The organism is Arcobacter roscoffensis, assembly GCF_024267655.1.
GTDB classification, from domain to species: Bacteria; Campylobacterota; Campylobacteria; order Campylobacterales; family Arcobacteraceae; genus Arcobacter_B; species Arcobacter_B roscoffensis.
Window position 1 is genome coordinate 1,519,011 of the sequence record NZ_CP100595.1, and the last position, 15,757, is coordinate 1,534,767.

Annotated in this window: 21 protein-coding genes and 1 pseudogene; 14 read left to right on the forward strand and 8 right to left on the reverse strand. The window is 27.2% G+C overall.

Going from position 1 to position 15,757, the window contains the following annotated elements; translation table 11 throughout:
• Positions 1-20: 20 nt before the first annotated feature.
• The 3 genes from NJU99_RS06960 to NJU99_RS06970 all read right to left on the reverse strand — a co-directional run bounded on the left by NJU99_RS06960 (position 21) and on the right by NJU99_RS06970 (position 2,855).
• A complete protein-coding gene (locus NJU99_RS06960) occupies positions 21-1,367 on the reverse strand; it encodes an SLC13 family permease (protein WP_254578004.1) in 1,347 nt (448 codons plus the stop codon).
• A gap of 71 nt (positions 1,368-1,438) precedes the next feature.
• Complete coding sequence (locus NJU99_RS06965) at positions 1,439-2,245, reverse strand: AraC family transcriptional regulator (RefSeq protein WP_254578005.1); 807 nt, start codon at positions 2,243-2,245, stop codon at positions 1,439-1,441.
• Between the two features lie 7 nt (positions 2,246-2,252).
• A complete protein-coding gene (locus NJU99_RS06970; protein ID WP_254578006.1) occupies positions 2,253-2,855 on the reverse strand; it encodes a Crp/Fnr family transcriptional regulator in 603 nt (200 codons plus the stop codon).
• An 83-nt stretch (positions 2,856-2,938) separates the two neighbouring features.
• Between NJU99_RS06970 and NJU99_RS06975 the strand changes: the two genes are divergently transcribed.
• Together NJU99_RS06975 and NJU99_RS06980 are read left to right on the forward strand one after the other, a co-directional pair.
• Positions 2,939-3,832 (forward strand): DMT family transporter, encoded by an 894-nt coding sequence (locus tag NJU99_RS06975; RefSeq protein WP_254578007.1) that lies wholly within the window; start codon positions 2,939-2,941, stop codon positions 3,830-3,832.
• A 12-nt stretch (positions 3,833-3,844) separates the two neighbouring features.
• A complete protein-coding gene (locus tag NJU99_RS06980; protein WP_254578008.1) occupies positions 3,845-4,639 on the forward strand; it encodes an aldo/keto reductase family protein in 795 nt (264 codons plus the stop codon).
• A 29-nt stretch (positions 4,640-4,668) separates the two neighbouring features.
• Here the strand turns inward: NJU99_RS06980 and NJU99_RS06985 are convergent, their stop codons facing one another.
• Entirely contained in the window at positions 4,669-5,232 is a 564-nt protein-coding gene (locus NJU99_RS06985; RefSeq protein WP_254578009.1) for an LOG family protein, read from the reverse strand.
• A gap of 167 nt (positions 5,233-5,399) precedes the next feature.
• Between NJU99_RS06985 and NJU99_RS06990 the strand changes: the two genes are divergently transcribed.
• Genes NJU99_RS06990 through NJU99_RS07000 form a run of 3 tightly spaced genes read left to right on the forward strand, consistent with a single transcriptional unit; the run spans position 5,400 to position 7,043 of the window.
• A complete protein-coding gene (locus NJU99_RS06990; RefSeq protein WP_254578010.1) occupies positions 5,400-5,954 on the forward strand; it encodes a TetR/AcrR family transcriptional regulator in 555 nt (184 codons plus the stop codon).
• A gap of 54 nt (positions 5,955-6,008) precedes the next feature.
• Complete coding sequence (locus NJU99_RS06995) at positions 6,009-6,515, forward strand: HPP family protein (protein WP_254578011.1); 507 nt, start codon at positions 6,009-6,011, stop codon at positions 6,513-6,515.
• A 6-nt stretch (positions 6,516-6,521) separates the two neighbouring features.
• On the forward strand, positions 6,522-7,043 hold the full coding sequence (locus NJU99_RS07000; RefSeq protein ID WP_254578012.1) for a pyridoxamine 5'-phosphate oxidase family protein: 522 nt from the start codon (positions 6,522-6,524) through the stop codon (positions 7,041-7,043).
• Positions 7,044-7,058: 15 nt separating this feature from the next.
• On the opposite strand, the gene NJU99_RS07005 is transcribed toward NJU99_RS07000, so the two are convergent.
• The 3 genes from NJU99_RS07005 to NJU99_RS07015 form a co-directional block, all read right to left on the reverse strand.
• Entirely contained in the window at positions 7,059-7,787 is a 729-nt protein-coding gene (locus tag NJU99_RS07005) for a DsbC family protein (RefSeq protein WP_254578013.1), read from the reverse strand.
• 115 nt (positions 7,788-7,902) lie between these two features.
• Positions 7,903-8,799 carry an AEC family transporter gene (locus tag NJU99_RS07010; protein ID WP_254578014.1) on the reverse strand — a complete coding sequence of 299 codons (897 nt, stop codon included), beginning with the start codon at positions 8,797-8,799 and terminating at the stop codon, positions 7,903-7,905.
• A complete protein-coding gene (locus NJU99_RS07015; RefSeq protein WP_254578015.1) occupies positions 8,799-9,191 on the reverse strand; it encodes a winged helix-turn-helix transcriptional regulator in 393 nt (130 codons plus the stop codon). Before NJU99_RS07015 ends, NJU99_RS07010 begins: the two co-directional genes overlap by 1 nt.
• A 134-nt stretch (positions 9,192-9,325) precedes the next feature.
• On the opposite strand from NJU99_RS07015, the gene NJU99_RS07020 reads away from it, so the two are divergent.
• The 9 genes from NJU99_RS07020 (at position 9,326) to NJU99_RS07060 (ending at position 15,376) form a co-directional block, all read left to right on the forward strand.
• On the forward strand, positions 9,326-9,985 hold the full coding sequence (locus NJU99_RS07020; protein WP_254578016.1) for an NAD(P)H-dependent oxidoreductase: 660 nt from the start codon (positions 9,326-9,328) through the stop codon (positions 9,983-9,985).
• A gap of 8 nt (positions 9,986-9,993) precedes the next feature.
• Positions 9,994-10,428 (forward strand): DoxX family protein, encoded by a 435-nt coding sequence (locus NJU99_RS07025; protein WP_254578017.1) that lies wholly within the window; start codon positions 9,994-9,996, stop codon positions 10,426-10,428.
• On the forward strand, positions 10,428-11,417 hold the full coding sequence (locus NJU99_RS07030; protein WP_254578018.1) for an L-dopachrome tautomerase-related protein: 990 nt from the start codon (positions 10,428-10,430) through the stop codon (positions 11,415-11,417). Before NJU99_RS07025 ends, NJU99_RS07030 begins: the two co-directional genes overlap by 1 nt.
• Positions 11,417-11,725 carry a putative quinol monooxygenase gene (locus tag NJU99_RS07035; RefSeq protein WP_254578019.1) on the forward strand — a complete coding sequence of 103 codons (309 nt, stop codon included), beginning with the start codon at positions 11,417-11,419 and terminating at the stop codon, positions 11,723-11,725. The genes NJU99_RS07030 and NJU99_RS07035 overlap by 1 nt, the downstream gene beginning before the upstream one ends.
• A gap of 3 nt (positions 11,726-11,728) precedes the next feature.
• Positions 11,729-12,829: an alkene reductase gene (locus NJU99_RS07040; RefSeq protein ID WP_254578020.1), complete on the forward strand. Its 1,101-nt coding sequence runs from the start codon at positions 11,729-11,731 to the stop codon at positions 12,827-12,829.
• A 57-nt stretch (positions 12,830-12,886) separates the two neighbouring features.
• Positions 12,887-13,447, forward strand: a complete 561-nt coding sequence (locus tag NJU99_RS07045; RefSeq protein WP_254578021.1) for a DUF1097 domain-containing protein — start codon at positions 12,887-12,889, stop codon at positions 13,445-13,447.
• A gap of 73 nt (positions 13,448-13,520) precedes the next feature.
• A complete protein-coding gene (locus NJU99_RS07050; protein ID WP_254578022.1) occupies positions 13,521-14,153 on the forward strand; it encodes an NAD(P)H-dependent oxidoreductase in 633 nt (210 codons plus the stop codon).
• 78 nt (positions 14,154-14,231) lie between these two features.
• Positions 14,232-14,612 carry a hypothetical protein gene (locus NJU99_RS07055; RefSeq protein ID WP_254578023.1) on the forward strand — a complete coding sequence of 127 codons (381 nt, stop codon included), beginning with the start codon at positions 14,232-14,234 and terminating at the stop codon, positions 14,610-14,612.
• A 65-nt stretch (positions 14,613-14,677) separates the two neighbouring features.
• Positions 14,678-15,376 (forward strand): winged helix-turn-helix domain-containing protein, encoded by a 699-nt coding sequence (locus NJU99_RS07060; protein WP_254578024.1) that lies wholly within the window; start codon positions 14,678-14,680, stop codon positions 15,374-15,376.
• A 70-nt stretch (positions 15,377-15,446) separates the two neighbouring features.
• On the opposite strand, the pseudogene NJU99_RS07065 reads toward NJU99_RS07060, so the two are convergent.
• Positions 15,447-15,581, reverse strand: a pseudogene (locus NJU99_RS07065) (IS256 family transposase); the annotation flags it as partial.
• Between the last annotated feature and the right edge of the window lie 176 nt (positions 15,582-15,757).

A 15,757-nucleotide genomic window follows, 5' to 3' on the forward strand; every position in this document is an offset into this window, starting at 1 on the left:
ACTCCAATTAAAAGCAAATTTTATCTTAAAAAACTTAACCAAAAATATTCTAATGGATATAAAAAAACTATAGTTATTAGTGCAAGTAAAAGTATGATTTTTAACATATCTCTTTGTTTTATTTGTGATAATGCAAGCCCTACAGCTAAAGGTGGGGCTTGAAATGGAAAAAATACATTTGAAAAAGCTGCTATTTGCATCATAAATACTTCATTTAAACTAAAAGCACTTACATCACTTAACTGTTGGGCAATTGGTGTAAAAATAGCTGGAATTGTTGGTTGTGTGATGACTATACCGCTAAAAGACATAAAAGATGTAATACTTATATAGTTTAAAATCTCTAAATCAAAAGGTTCGTATTGATTAACCAAAGAGTTTAGAGCATTTTCAAAAAAGTCATTATTAGCTACAATTGAACCTAAACTAATAATAGCTACTACATATATCAAAGAAGAAAAGTTGATACTATTAAAATCTTTGGCTTTAATGATATTTATCGTAGGAAATGCTAAAAATAATACTCCTATTATAGCTATAATACTTGGTGAAATTTGATGAATAAAATCACTCATCCATAATATAAGCATGATAAAAATAGTAGCTAAAACAATTTTTTCATTTTTTGTAAAGTCTTGTATCTCTTCTTTTTCTAATTTATTTTTTAGTTCATCTTTAAAGAAATAGTAAACTAAAGATACAATAATTATATTTTTTATAAATCCAAGAACTAAAAAGTTTGCTATAAAATAGTAAGAAAAAAGTAGTTCATAATCATATATTTCTTTTGTTAGTCCTGCAAGTATCATATTTGGTACATTTGCAGGTAAAATAGTAAATGCAGGCAATGAAGTACATAAAATAAAAGTCAAGATAATTCCTGTAAAACCTTTGTCTTCTTTTTGAAATCCTAAACTAGAAGCTAGTGCAATAGCTAAAGGCACAACTAAAACAATTCTTACTACACTAGAGGGCATAATAAAACTAAATAAAACAGCAAAAATAGATATATAAATTAAAAGCTTTAAATAAGTAAGATTTTTTATATTTGAAAATAGATTTGTAAACCTTAGAGTTAAATTTGTATTTTTTATAGCAGTAGCTATTAGCATACCTGCAAAAACCAACCAAAATGCTCCTGATGAAAAACCTGAGAAAATCACATCTTTACTAGCTAGAGAAAAAGCAAGTGCTGTAAATAAAAAAATCAAAGAACTAAAATATAAGGGTACTAGATTTGAAGCCCAATATATAATAGTTGTAATAATTAAACTAAGTAATATTAAGTCTTTTTGCTCCTCTATAAAGCTAAATAATCCTAGATAAATAAAATTAGGTATAAAAATAAATAAAATAGTTTTAAACATAAAATTCCTTTTGTTTTTAAAGAATATTACTATTTAAATAAACTTTTGTATTGTAATATTTTGAACATATTCTAAATATTTTTATATTTTGTAGGTGTTATACCGTGATATTTTTTAAACTCTTTAGTAAAATGAGATTGATCATAAAAGCCACACTCTAGTGCTAATTGTGACAAGCTTTCATAGTTTGTTAAGAGTTTTGTAGCTTTTGAAACTCGTAAAAAGTTTATAAAAGTTTGAGGAGTTAATCCTATAGACTTTGAAAAAATTCTATGAAAATAGTATGGGTTCATGTTCATAACTTTTGCCATATCATAAAAGCTTAACTCTTTTAAATCATATTTTTCTTCTTTAAAAAATTTAAATAACTCTTCAAATCTTTCATTTTTAATGGTTTTGATTTTTTCTTTATAGGTCATGTACTTTTCACAAAATAGGGTGATGAAGTCTATGATGTGATTGTCAAAGATTTTTTCATAAGTTAAAGTATCTCTTATGATTTTTTCTAAATAAGTAGCTAAATCATCATCTTTTATAAAGTATTCTTTAAAAGTAAAGTTACTTTTATTACAAATACTTTTTGCAATCTCTTCAAAGAAATCTTTAGGGATAAAACAAGTAAGAAACTGCCATTTATTATCAATATTTAGTGTTTTACATGAGTGTACAGTATTTGGGGGAATAAGACATATCATTCCTTTAGTAACTTCAAAATCTTGATTGTCCATATTAAAATAGTTTTTACCATCTAAACAAATTCCTATCATGTATTTATCATCATGTATATGCTTTGCAAAGTTATGCTTTTTATGTATAAATTTAAATATCAATTTATGTTCTTGAAAAGATAGCTCTTTCATTACTGAATTTTTTAGCATAAGTTTCCTAGCGTTTTTTATTTTCTAATGATTTTCGTATTCTACTTAAGTGAGTAGGGGATATACCAAGATATGAAGCTACATGATATTGTGAAAGTCTTGGTAATATATGTGCAAATTCATCTAAAAATCTTTCATATCTAAGTTTTGCATCTTCTAAAACCAAAGCATAAGTATTATGGTCTTTTTGTAGTATCCAGTGTTTTTCTAAATATAAAATATGATACATTTTTAGGTCACTTGATTCTTTTAAAAGTTCTCTATACTTATTATGTTTAATATCAACAACAATAGAGTCTTCTAAAGCTTGAACACAAGCATTTACTTCACTATTTGTAAGAAGTGCAACCATTGGTCCATAAAATCTTGTTTCCCAAAAAAAGTTTTTTGTATACTCTTCACCTTGTTCATTTATACTAAATGTTCTAAATAAACCTTTATAAACAAATGATATTTCATTTACCTCATCATATAAATCATAGGCGTATTCACCTTTTTTGATACTTCTAATAGTGCAAATTTCTTTAAATTTATTCCAAGTTTCATTTGAGATAGTGAAGTATGAGTTTAATGTTTTATTTAAACTTTTTAATATTTCTTCTTCATTCATTTTGAAATATTAGCTAAAAAATCAACCTATGTAAATGACAAAAAATTTTACTTCTTATAAACTATAAATAAAAAAGGAAATTTATGAATCAAAATATACAAGCTCATATATTGGTATTTACAGCCACAATACTAGTTGCACTATCTTTTATAATCTCAGGAAAACTATCTGGCATAATAGATCCAATCTCTTTAACTCTAGGAAGGTTTGTTTTAGCTTTTATAAGTTTACTACCTATTATTTTAATAGTAAAAAAATATAGAGTAAAAATAAAAAAAAGTTTTATAAAAGGGCTTAAAATAAGCTTCTTTTATAGTTTGTATTTTATTTTACTTTTTAAAGCTTTAGAAGATACAACAGCTTTAAACACAGCAACACTATTTACTTTAGTTCCTTTAATTACTGCAATATTAGCAAACTTTATTTTTAAAGATAAACTAAATATTTTAAAGTTATTTATATATTTTATGGGAATGATAGGTACTACTATAGTTATCTTTGATGGAGATATTCAAAGATTAATAAACTTAAGTTTTAACAATGGAGATATTATATTTTTATTTGGTGTTTTATCTATGGCTTTGTATTCAATAAGTGCAAAATTCTTTTATGAAAAAGAGGATGAAGTATTAAGTATTACTTTAATGACATTATTTGGTGGGATTATTTGGATGAGCATTGCTTTAGTAGCATTAGATATTCCTTTGCAGTGGGAAAAACTTGAAGGTGAAAACTTTTGGTATATGGTATATTTAAGTATAGGCGCTACTTTGATTACTGTTTTTTTATATCAAAAATCAACTGTTATTTTAGGACCTAATAAACTTATGGCTTATGTATATTTAAATCCTGCCATTGTTGCTTTTTTGATGTATATTATGGAGAATCAAAAAATAAATATTAATACTTTTTTTGGTATTTTACTATCAATTTTTGCTACTATTATATTATTGAAAAAAAGTAAAGAAATAAAATAAAAAGGTTTAGTTATGATATATGGAACAGCCTGGAAAAAAGAAGAGACATCAAGACTAGTTGAGCAAGCACTTCTTTGTGGCTTCAAAGCTGTTGATACAGCATGCCAGCCAAGACATTATAGAGAGGACTTAGTAGGAGTTGGTTTAGAAAATGCCTATAAAAATGGTATAAAAAGAGAAGATATTTTTATTCAAACAAAGTTTACTCCAATAAATGGGCAAGATGAAAACAATATGCCTTATTTAGCTTCTGATGATATTTTAATACAATTAGAGAAATCTTTTTTAAAATCTAAAGAGAATTTGAAAACTGATTACATTGATTCTTATATTTTACATTCTCCTTTTGGACCAATAGAAGATTTGGTAAAAGTTTTTAAAACTATGGGAGAGTTCGTACAGTGCGGACAAGTAGGGCAAATAGGAATTAGCAATTGTTATGATTTAAATTTACTTATTTATTTATATGATGTATTAGAAGTAAAACCAAAAGTTGTACAAAATAGATTTTATAAAGATAGTGATTATGATAAACAAATAAGAGAGTTTTGTAGACAAAAAGATATTACATACCAAAGCTTTTGGTCACTTACAGCAAATCCACATCTTTTAAGTTCCAAAGAAGTACAGTCTTTAGCAATAAAATATGATAAAACAGTTCCTCAAATTTTTTATAGATTTTTAAATCAAATGGGAATAACTCCTTTAAATGGAACAACATCAAAAATTCATATGCAAGAGGATTTAGAAATATCTAATTTTAGTTTAGAAGAAGAGGAAGTAAAAGAGATAAACTCTTTACTATAGAAATAAGTACTTATAAAAGTACTTATTTTTTAGTTTTTCCATTTTATTTTTGGAGGAGTATATGTATTTATTTTTTCAATTAATTCTTCTACAGTAGAAGTTTTTATAAGCATATTAGAGTACTCTTTTTTCATAAAACCTTCTTGACACATATTGTCAATCATAGTAAATAAACTATCATAAAAGCCATTTGTATTATAAAATGCACAAGGTTTATTGTGATATCCAAGTTGAGCCCAAGTCCAAACTTCAAATATCTCTTCAAAAGTACCAATTCCACCTGGAAGTGCTACAAAAGCATCTGCCATATCAGCCATTGCTGCTTTTCTTTCATGCATATCTTTTACTATTTTAAGTTCAGTGATTCCTTTATGACCAAGCTCTTTATCTTGTAAATCCTCAGGTATAACTCCATAAACTTTTCCACCATTTTGCATTGCAGTTGAAGCTATAACTCCCATAAGACCAACATTTCCACCACCATAGACTATATCTATATTATTAAGTGCTAAATATTTGCTAAGTTGTTTTGCTGCATCAGAATAAACTTCCTTATTTCCAATACTCGAGCCACAAAATACTGCTATTTTCATTGCCAATTCCTTAATTTTTAAATTAAACTACTTTAACGCTTGTTAGGTTAAAAAAGCATTAATATTTAAAGAAAAAGTAGTTTATAAAGAATATGATTATTAAAATAATATTGACATTATAGAATAATTGTATTATAATTTTACCAAACAACCGTTTGGGAAAAATAATGGCAACAAAAAAAACATCAAGAGAAGAGATTTTACAAAAAGCTATTGCACTCTTTAAAAAAAGAGGTTATTCAAATACTTCAATAGCAAATATTGCCCAGCAATGTGGTTTAATAAAAGGTAGTCTTTATCATCACTTTAAAAGTAAAGATGAAATAGGTTTGGAATCATTAAAGTACATACATGAGTATTTTGATAAAAATGTTTATAAAATCGCCTATGATGATACTTTAAATAGCAAAGATAAAATCAAACTATTTGTAAAAAAAGTTGATGATTATTTTTTAAATAGTGAAGGAGGTTGTTTATTAGGTAATTTAGCTTTAGAAGTATCAAATGAAAATGAAGAGTTTAAAAAGCATATAAAAAAATATTTTTTAGCTTGGGAAGATGCTTTGTTTAATATATTAAAAGATAAATATACCCATGAAGAAGCTAGAAGTCTAGCAAGAGAGTATGTTTCTTTAACACAAGGGGCTATAATGCTTATGAATCTATATGAAGATAATAAAGACTATTTAAAAGTAGGTCAAAAAATCATTAATTTAATTTAATGATTTTTTTTAACTAATTTAATCAAACAATCGTTTGGTTGTATGGGAGAAAAAATGAATTATATAAAAAAATTTAAAGGACAGGGAGTAGCTCTTCCTGATAGTACACATGTAAAAGAGGTTTTATTTGCATTTATAGGTGGCTTTATAGCAATTAGTATTATAGGTTATATGACAAAAAGTTTTGATAATTTATTGGTATTAGGATCTTTTGGAGCCTCATGTGTACTTATTTTTGCTTATGATAAAAGCCCTTTTTCTCAGCCAAGAAATGTAATTTTTGGCCATTTAATAGCTACATTTATAGGTCTGTTTTTCTTTCACTTTATATCACAAGAGTGGTGGAGTATGGCCTTGGCTTTAGCTACTGCAATTTCTGCAATGATATTAACAAAAACTGTTCATCCACCAGCTGGTTCAAATCCTCTAATTGTTTTTTTATTAGCGGCAAATTGGGATTACTTAATATTTCCAACATTAATTGGCTCTATAATCTTAGTTGTAACAGCATTGTTTTATATAAATTTACATAAAAACAGAAATTATCCACAGTATTGGTAGGAAAAGATGAGTATATTTACAAAAGAACATAATGATTTAAGAGAAAAACATAATACTAAAAATAAGTTTGAATACTATTTTGACAATATAGTAAAAGATGAAATTGATGAGTCTTTAGCTAATTATTTGGAATCTTTAGAGTATTTCTTTTTTGCAACATCAAATATAAATGGAAATACAAATGTAAACTTTAAAGGGAAAAAGTCTAAATATTTAATAAAAGTACTCGATGAAAAAACATTTATTTTTCCTGATTATTTTGGAAATGGAATATTTCATGGTGCAGGAGATATTTTAAGTAATCCAAATGTTGGACTATTATGTATTGATTTTTCAAATGATAAAAGAGTCAAAATATCAGGAACAGCAGAAATAATAGATAATAAAAAAGAACTTTTAAAATATATGGATTTGTTTGATTCTTATGATATTCAAAGAGTTATTGAAATAAGAGTAAACTATATAATACCTAATTGCTCGAATAATTTAAGTATAGTAAGAGAAAGTATTTTGAAAGATTGTAACTAGTAGAAATTCTACTAGTTATTTTACTTCTATTCCGTAAGACTGAAGCATTTGAACCCAGTTTACTTTGTTTCCATCTTTATCAAAAACAGCTGGTGTTCCTTGAACTCCTAGTTCTTGTCCTATTGCGATTTGTTTATCAAGTTTAGCTTCTAAACTTTTAAGCTTTTTTGCATCAATTTTTCTATTTTTAAAGGCAGGTGTATCTTTTGTAGTGTTTACCATAGCATTAACTTTATCTTTATATGAGTCTTGACTCATAACATAAAGAGAAATATCTCTAGCGTTAGCATGGAAATCTAAAGGAAAATAAAATACATTTATTTTTACTTTATCTTCTACTTGAGCTAAGTATGACTCAAACTTTTTACAATAAGGACACTCTGGATCTGTAAATAAATAGTATTCATCATTTCCTTTTCCAAAAGTAAAGGCTTGGTTTCCTTTTGCTATTGATAAGTCAGCTGGAACTGATAGTTTTGCACCAGTTTTAGTATCCATAACATCACCTGCAATTAAGTATTTTTTGTCTTTAGTTAAATAAATCTCATCAATCTTACCTCTAACATTTACTTTTAAAAGGTATAAGCTTTCTGTGTCATAAGCTTTATTAACTTTAATATTTACACCTTTAAAAAGATCTAAGTTTTCAATTTTTTTGATTTCATCTTTATTAAGTTCTGTTGCTGCATTTAGTCCTGTTGTTAAGGCTAATGCTAATAGTAAGTTTCTTGCTGTTTTTATCATATATTTTATCCTATAAAAAAATTTACCAAATCATACAATGTTTATGTTTAGTATTTATAAAAACAATAGTATAAAATATGAAATTTTTTTATATTTAAGTAAAACTTATAATTTATTATATAAGTATACTTATAATATATGTAGTTAAAAATGAGAAGATTATTCCATATCCAACTATAGCAGTACTAAGTCTTGGTGCAAGTCCCGCCATAGAAGCTATAGCTCCTGCTGTTATCATTGGAGCCATTCCTGCTTCAAAAATTGAAGTTTTTCCTGCAAGATTATACCAATCAAATAAAATACAAATTCCATAAGCTATAAGTGGTGCTAAAATAAGTTTTATTAAAAGAGCAATACTTAAAGGTTGTAAATCATCTTTTGGTAGTTTAAATTGAAGTTGTAAACCAACAGCGACAAGTGCAACTGGCACTAAGGTATTTGCAAATTTAGTTAAAACTTCTGTAATTAGAGGATTAAACTCTTGACCAAGTAGGGCAAGGGCAAACATTAAAGCAATAAATGAGGGAAATGTAACTATTTTCTTGACTATAACTTTTGGATGGATATTTCCACTTGAACTATAATAAGCAGTCACAAAAGTACCATAGGCAGCTAAGGCTAAAAAAGTACCTAGTTGGTCATATATAAGAACATAAGGTAAAGATTCTGAGCCTAAATATAACTCTATAATTGGAATACCCATAATAGAACTATTAGTTAAAATTGCTACTAAAAGTAAACTTCCAGTAACTTCTCTTGACCATGATAAAACTTTTGAAAAAAATAGAACAATAATTGCAGATATTCCCATAACAAGCCATGCAATAATAGTAGGGATTAAAACATCAAATGAAAATGTAAGTTTGGGAACTTGCAAAAGAATTATTGCAGGTAAGGGAATGTAAATAATGTATTTATTTAAAATATTAGAGGTTTCTTGTGGAAATATTTTAAACCTTTGTAAAACATATCCAACAAGAATTGCTATTGCTATTAAAGCAAAGTTTGCCATTATTTCTTAAAGCCAATTTTTTGTGAAATAGCTACTTCGCAACAAGCACCATCTTCTGTAATCTCTCCATGTTCTTGGGCATAAGATATTCCCCATTCGTACATCTCTTTTAGTACAGGTCTTAACCTTTTCCCTGCATCAGTTAAAGAATATACAACTTTTGGAGGCACTTCTGGAAAAACTTCTCTATTTATTATATTTTTTTCTTCTAATTCTTTTAGCTTTACAGTTAGAGTTTTCTGTGTTATTTCAGGAATACTCTCATGCAGGTCTTTAAATCTCTTGTCTTTTTCTAATAAGTGCCAGATAATAGATAGTTTCCATCTATCATTAAAAATATCTAAAGTTACTGCAACTGAACACTTATATTCTTTATCATTTACTATATACATAATTAAAAATCCTTTTTCTAAAGATTATTATATCATAAATATATTTAATTCCATTACTTACCTAAAGTAAAGTAAGAAACATTTAAGTTTGTTAAGTCTATAATTTTCAGTAACAAAAGATTTTAGGAGTTATTATGAAAAAAAGTTTTTTAGATGCAATGAAGTTTAGACATGCTTGTAAAGTATTTGATGAAAATAAAAAAATATCAGCAGAAGATTTTGATTATATATTAGAAACTGGAAGATTAAGTCCAAGTTCATTTGGTTTTGAGCCATGGCAGTTTTTAGTAGTTCAAAATGAAAACTTAAGAGAAAAATTAAAAGAGTTTACATGGGGAGGGCAAGGACAGTTACCTACTTGTAGTCATTATGTAATTATCCTTTCTAGAAAAAAAGGCTCAATGGTTTATAACAGCAAATATATTACACATATGATGAAAGATATTCAAAAGTTACCTGAAGAGATTGTTGAATTAAAAGGTGGCTTTTACGAGAACTTCCAAAAAACAGATTTTAGCTTAATAGATGATGATAGAGCAATGTTTGATTGGGCAACTAAACAAACATACATCGCCTTAGGAAATATGATGACAGGTGCAGCTTATATTGGTGTTGATTCATGTCCTATTGAAGGTTTTGATATGGAAAAAATGACAAACTTTTTAGAAGAGGATTTAAATATAGATACAGAAGAGTTTGGCGTATCTTGTATGCTTGCTTTTGGATATAGAAAAGAAGATCCAAGAGGGAAAACTAGACAAGATATTAATGATATTGCAAAATGGTATAAGTAAGGAAAATTATGTGTAATACAAAACAAAATAGTAAAGATTTAGCGTACGCATTGTTAAGGTTAGCAATGGGTGTAAATATGTTTGTTCATGGTTTGGTAAGACTTCCAAAACTTGAAGCTTTTAACACTTGGATGCTAGGGTATTTTCAGGACACTTTTTTACCAGAGTTTTTAGTGAATATCATGTCTTATACAATTCCTTTTGTTGAATTAGCAGTTGGGGTTTTACTTATTTTAGGTTTATTTACAAGACAAGCATTATTAGCAGGTGCTTTACTTATGGTGGTTCTATTATTTGGAGCTTGTTTAAAAGAAAATTGGGAATGGGCTGCATTTCAAATGATTTATGCAATTTTCTTCTTTATGCTTTCATACTTTATTGAATTAAATAAAGTTTCAATTGATAAGTTAAGAGGAAAATGTGATTGTGAGGAGAATAAATAATGAAAAAGATTTTAATATCGTCGTTTTTAGTTGTTTCAGCATTAGTTGCGAACAAGGTAGAAGTTGTAAAAACTGTTGCGGTTTTTGATGAAAGACCTGCAAATTTAACTGTATCAAATGAAGGTAGAATGTTTGTATCGATTCATCCATTGATTAATCCAACTACTAAATTAATCGAATTAACTGCAATAGGAAGTAAAAACATATATCCAAATAAAGAGTATTCATTTGGAAAAGACTCAACTATTGGTGCAACTATTGCTGTAAAAGCTGATAGTAATGGTAATCTTTGGGTATTAGATTTAGGAAAGAAACAGTTCGTAGTATGGGATATTGAAAAAAACAGATTAAAAAATACTATAAAAATTCCTTCAAATGTTCTTACAAAAGCTAGTTTCTTACAAGATTTTGTTTTAGATGAAAAAAGAAACAGAGCAATTATTGCAGATATGACACAAGGTGATTTAAAAAGTAAACCAGAACCTGCTTTTATTGTAGTTGATACAAAAACAGGTCTTTCAAAAAGATTTGCTCAAAGTCATAAGTCAATGATGCCTGATTTTGAAGGTGGATTTGCTTTAAATCCAATAGCAATTGATCCAGGGTTTAATTGGGTTTATTATGGTGCAATTCATGGTAAAAAAGTATATAGAGTTCCTGCAAGCAGTTTTGATAGTGAAGAAAATGTAATAAAAAATATCAAAGAGTATGGGCCAAAATCATATAGTGATGGAATTGCAGCTGATAAAAATCAGAATGTTTATATTACTGATATTGAAAAACAAGCTATTGGGGTATCAAATAAAAATGGGTATAAAATAATTGCTAAATTACCACAAAATCAAACATGGCCTGATGGTTTAGCTGTTGCAAATGATGGATATGTTTATGGAACGGTTAACCAACTTGATAAAACAGCAGCTTTAAATAATGGAAAAGAAGAGGGTGTTCCTCCATATCTAATAGTTAAAACTAAACTGGAAAAATAATGGAAAAGATTGTAGTTCTTGCAAAATTAAGAATCAAAAAGAAATTTGCTAATGAAGTTTATAATGAATTAATAAGTTTACATAATAATACTAAAAAGTTTGACGAGGGTTGTATTCAGTATGATTTACATAAAAACCCAGATGAAGAAAATTCATTTGTTTTTGTGGAAACATGGGAGTCTTTAACTGCTTTGACTAAACATGAAAAAAAAGAGCATTTTGTTTCATTTATTGAAAGTGTAGAAGGCAAACTTGAGAGTTTAGATATTTCTAAACTAATTAAGATAGATATTAAAAATAAGGATTAAGTTATGAAAAATATATTTGAATCATATGATATGAAAGATATTCATGTAAAAAATAGAGTTTTAATGGCACCAATGACAAGATCGAGAACTATAACAGGTGAAGTTCCAACTTCAATGAATGCTGAATATTATGCACAAAGAGCAAGTGCTGGTATTATTGTGGCTGAGGCTACACAAGTATCTAAACAAGGTCAAGGTTACGCAGATACACCTGGTATTTATACAAAAGAACAAATTGAAGGTTGGAAAAAAGTTACAAAAGCTGTACATGATGAAGGTGGAAAGATAATATTACAACTTTGGCATGTTGGAAGAGTATCAAGCTCAAAAGTAAATGGACTACAGCCAATTGCACCATCAGCACTTATTGCAAAAGATACACCTGTTTATGTATTTGATACATCTGAAAGTAAAGATGCAACAATGATTCCAGTTGAGCAACCAAGAGAAATGACTAAGGAAGATATATCTCAGGCTATTCAAGAATTTGTAATAGGTGCAAAAAATGCAATTGAAGCAGGTTTTGATGGTGTTGAAATCCATGGAGCAAATGGATATTTAATTGACCAATTCTTAAGAAGTAATTCAAATATTAGAGAAGATAATTACGGTGGAAGTAAAGAAAATAGAATAAACTTTTTACTTGAAGTAACTAAAGCTGTGATAGCAGAAATAGGTGCAGAAAAAACTGGTGTGAGATTATCTCCATTTATTAAGTTTAAAGATATGGATGATCCTGAAATGCTAGATACTTTTATGATAGCTGCAAAAGAACTAAATAAACTAGACATTTTATATATTCATTTATGTGAAGCAGATTGGGATGATGCTCCTGAAATCCCACAAAGTTTCAGAGAAGAATTAAGAAGAAACTTTAAAAACACAATAATTGCAACTGGTGGTTATACATTAGAAAGAGCTAATGATGTAATAAGAAAAGATTTAGTTGATTTAGTTGGTTTTGGGAGATATTTTATTCCAAATCCTGATTTAGTTAGTAGACTAGAAAATAGTTATCCCTTAGCTGAAATAAAAGATTCTCATACTCTTTTTGGTGGTAGAGATGAGTTTGGATATAGTGATTACCCGAATTATAATGCATAATAGCTAAGTATCAATTATTATTGTTCATATAAAAATGGATGATGAAAGGAACTATTTATGAAAAAGGTATATTTTAAAGTAATTAGTATTTTTCCTATAGCAATTTCAGTTGGTTTTATGACTTTTATTACCGCTTGGTTTTGTTTATATATGGGATGGACAGTTTGGCTTTCATTTTTAAGTTGGGCTTTATATTTTCTTCATGGAGGTACAGCACAAAAAGGTTTAAGTGCTTTTGTATCTTTTCTTTATGGGATAATTTTAGCTCAGTTCGCAATATGGTATATAGAGTTTTTATTCAGTATTACACAGCAAGAAGCTTGGTGGAATGACTATATTATTCCTTCATCCGTTTTTATAGTTGCTGCTATAATAACTTTAACAATGAGAATAAATGAAAGCTGGGCTTCATTTATTCCTGCTGTATATATAGGAACAGTTTTTAGATTTGCATTTATTGATTTATCACTTGCAAACGAAAATATAAATAAAATTGTTCCTGATTTAGTATTCCCAATATTATTTGGGCTTGTTATTGGTTGGTGTACAGTAACACTATTGGTTTTTCTTGATAAAGTTGGACTTTCACAATGGCATAGAAGATGGGAAGTTGAATAAATACTTACCTAAAGTAAAGTAAGTGAAATTTAAGTTGAGTAGTTTTATAATTATTGAAAAATTTGGAGATAATATGAAAAAAGAACAGTTTTTAGAGGCAATGGATTTTAGACATGCGTGTAAAGTATTTGATGAGACAAAAAAGATTTCTGATGAAGATATGAATTTTATTTTAGAAGTAGCTAGAAAGTCTCCTTCTTCTTTTGGTATGGAACCATGGAAGTTTTTAGTTATTACAAATGAAGAGTTAAAAGCAAAAATCAGACCTGCTTGTTGGAATCAAGTACAAATCACATCTTGTTCACATTTAGTTGTTGTTTTGGCTGCAATTGAAGGTGTTAAACCAGAATCAGGAATTCCAAAAAGAAAATTTGGAAGAAGAGAGATGCCACAAGAAAAACTTGATTTTTATTTAAATCTATACGCAGATCATTTAAAACAGACATTAGCAACAGATGAAAATATCTATAGCTGGACAGCAAGACAAACATATATTGCTTTAGGTAATATTATGACAGCAGCTGCTAGCATAGGTATTGATTCTTGTCCAATTGAAGGATTTGAAAAAGATAAACTTGATGAAATTTTAGAATTAGATACTACAAAATATCAAACATCAATGGTTTTACCTTTCGGATATAGAATAAATGAGCAATCAACTCAACAAAGAGAAAAAATAGAAGATATAGTTGAATTTATAGATTAAAAAAGAGCACCTTTTACAAAATGATACTTTAGTAACACTATTTATAACTATACTAAAGAAAAAGTAAAAGGTGCAATTATGTCTGACAATAAAATTTTATTAAATAGTATAGTTGAAGCGGCTATTTCAAAAGTAAAAGAAAAAAAAGTAGAAGATAAGCTTAACATCTTTGAAAACATAGATACATCTGTCGAAGTTAATGCAAATAAAAATGAATTGCTTGATACTCTTTCTACATTATTGCAAGCTTCGATTAACAATTGTAAAAACTCTCAAAACAATAAAATAAATATTTATGTAAGTGTTTATTCAAAAGAAGATAAAAAGTATATTCTTATTGAAGATAATGCAAAATCACCAAAAAATAAAGTCTTTAAAGAGAATAATGATATGTTTAAAAATATCTCTATTGAAAATACACCAGATGGTTTAAAATGCAAAATTGAATTTAATAACTAAATGATACGTTTATGATACGATTATGTATTATAATAAATCAAATAAAATAATAAATAGGACTTAAGATGAATAGTATATTTATAAACACCACTAATAGTATAAAACCTAAGTCGGTATTAATAATAAGTAATGAAGAAAACTTAATCTCAAAGATTAAAGAATTTGAAGAAGATACACTTTTTAAAGTTTCTTTTTTTGAAATGAATAAGTTCAATTTGATTTATGATAAATTGTCATTATTTGATTTAGTAGTATTTGACAACAGAATAAATAGTAATATTAAAGAGTTTACAGATATATTCGAAAGTAATTTTTCTTATAAATTTAATATACCTATTATACTGCTTGAAAATGAAGCAAATGAAGATCAAATTATGTATAAGAACTCAAATGTGTATTCAGTTTTCTTTGAACCAATTAAACCTTTAGAGCTTGTACTAAATATAAAACTATTTTTAAACTTCCAAAATCAAAATAAAAAAATTGAGTTTGAAAAAGGCTATTATTTTGATGTTGCAAGGGATGAACTGTTTTGTGATAGAAGAGTTATAAGACTTACAAGAACAGAAAAAAATTTAGTTAAACTTTTAATAGAAAGAAAAAATCAATTAGTTACATATGAGACAATTGAGAGAATAGTTTGGAAAAACAAGAACTTTTCTAAATACTCTTTAAGAAATATCATTAAACATATTAGAGAAAAAACACATAATTCTCTAATCAAGAACTCTTCAAATAGAGGTTATGTGGTAAATACTTTATAAGAATTTTTGAGACCGTTAAATATTCCGTGTCAACATAGTTCTGATAGGAGAAATCCTATCAGAACTAAACTTAAATTTTAAGCTCATCGTCTAATCTACCCTCGAAGAATATAGCTAGTTGTGAGAGGGTCAGATTCCAGTTCCATATCGGCATATTCCATTTTTTTGTAGCATTTTGTATTCCCATATAAAGTAATTTCAACAATAGCACTTGAAAATTCAAGTGTAATGTTTGATTTACCTGTTGATGGTATAAAAGAGAAAAATGCTTGGATTACACTTTAGTATATGATCAAAATTCTAATGGATATATTGAATTAAGAATACTAATTATAGTTTTATTATTTGCAATATCATTAAAATTGATGTTATAGAAAGGAC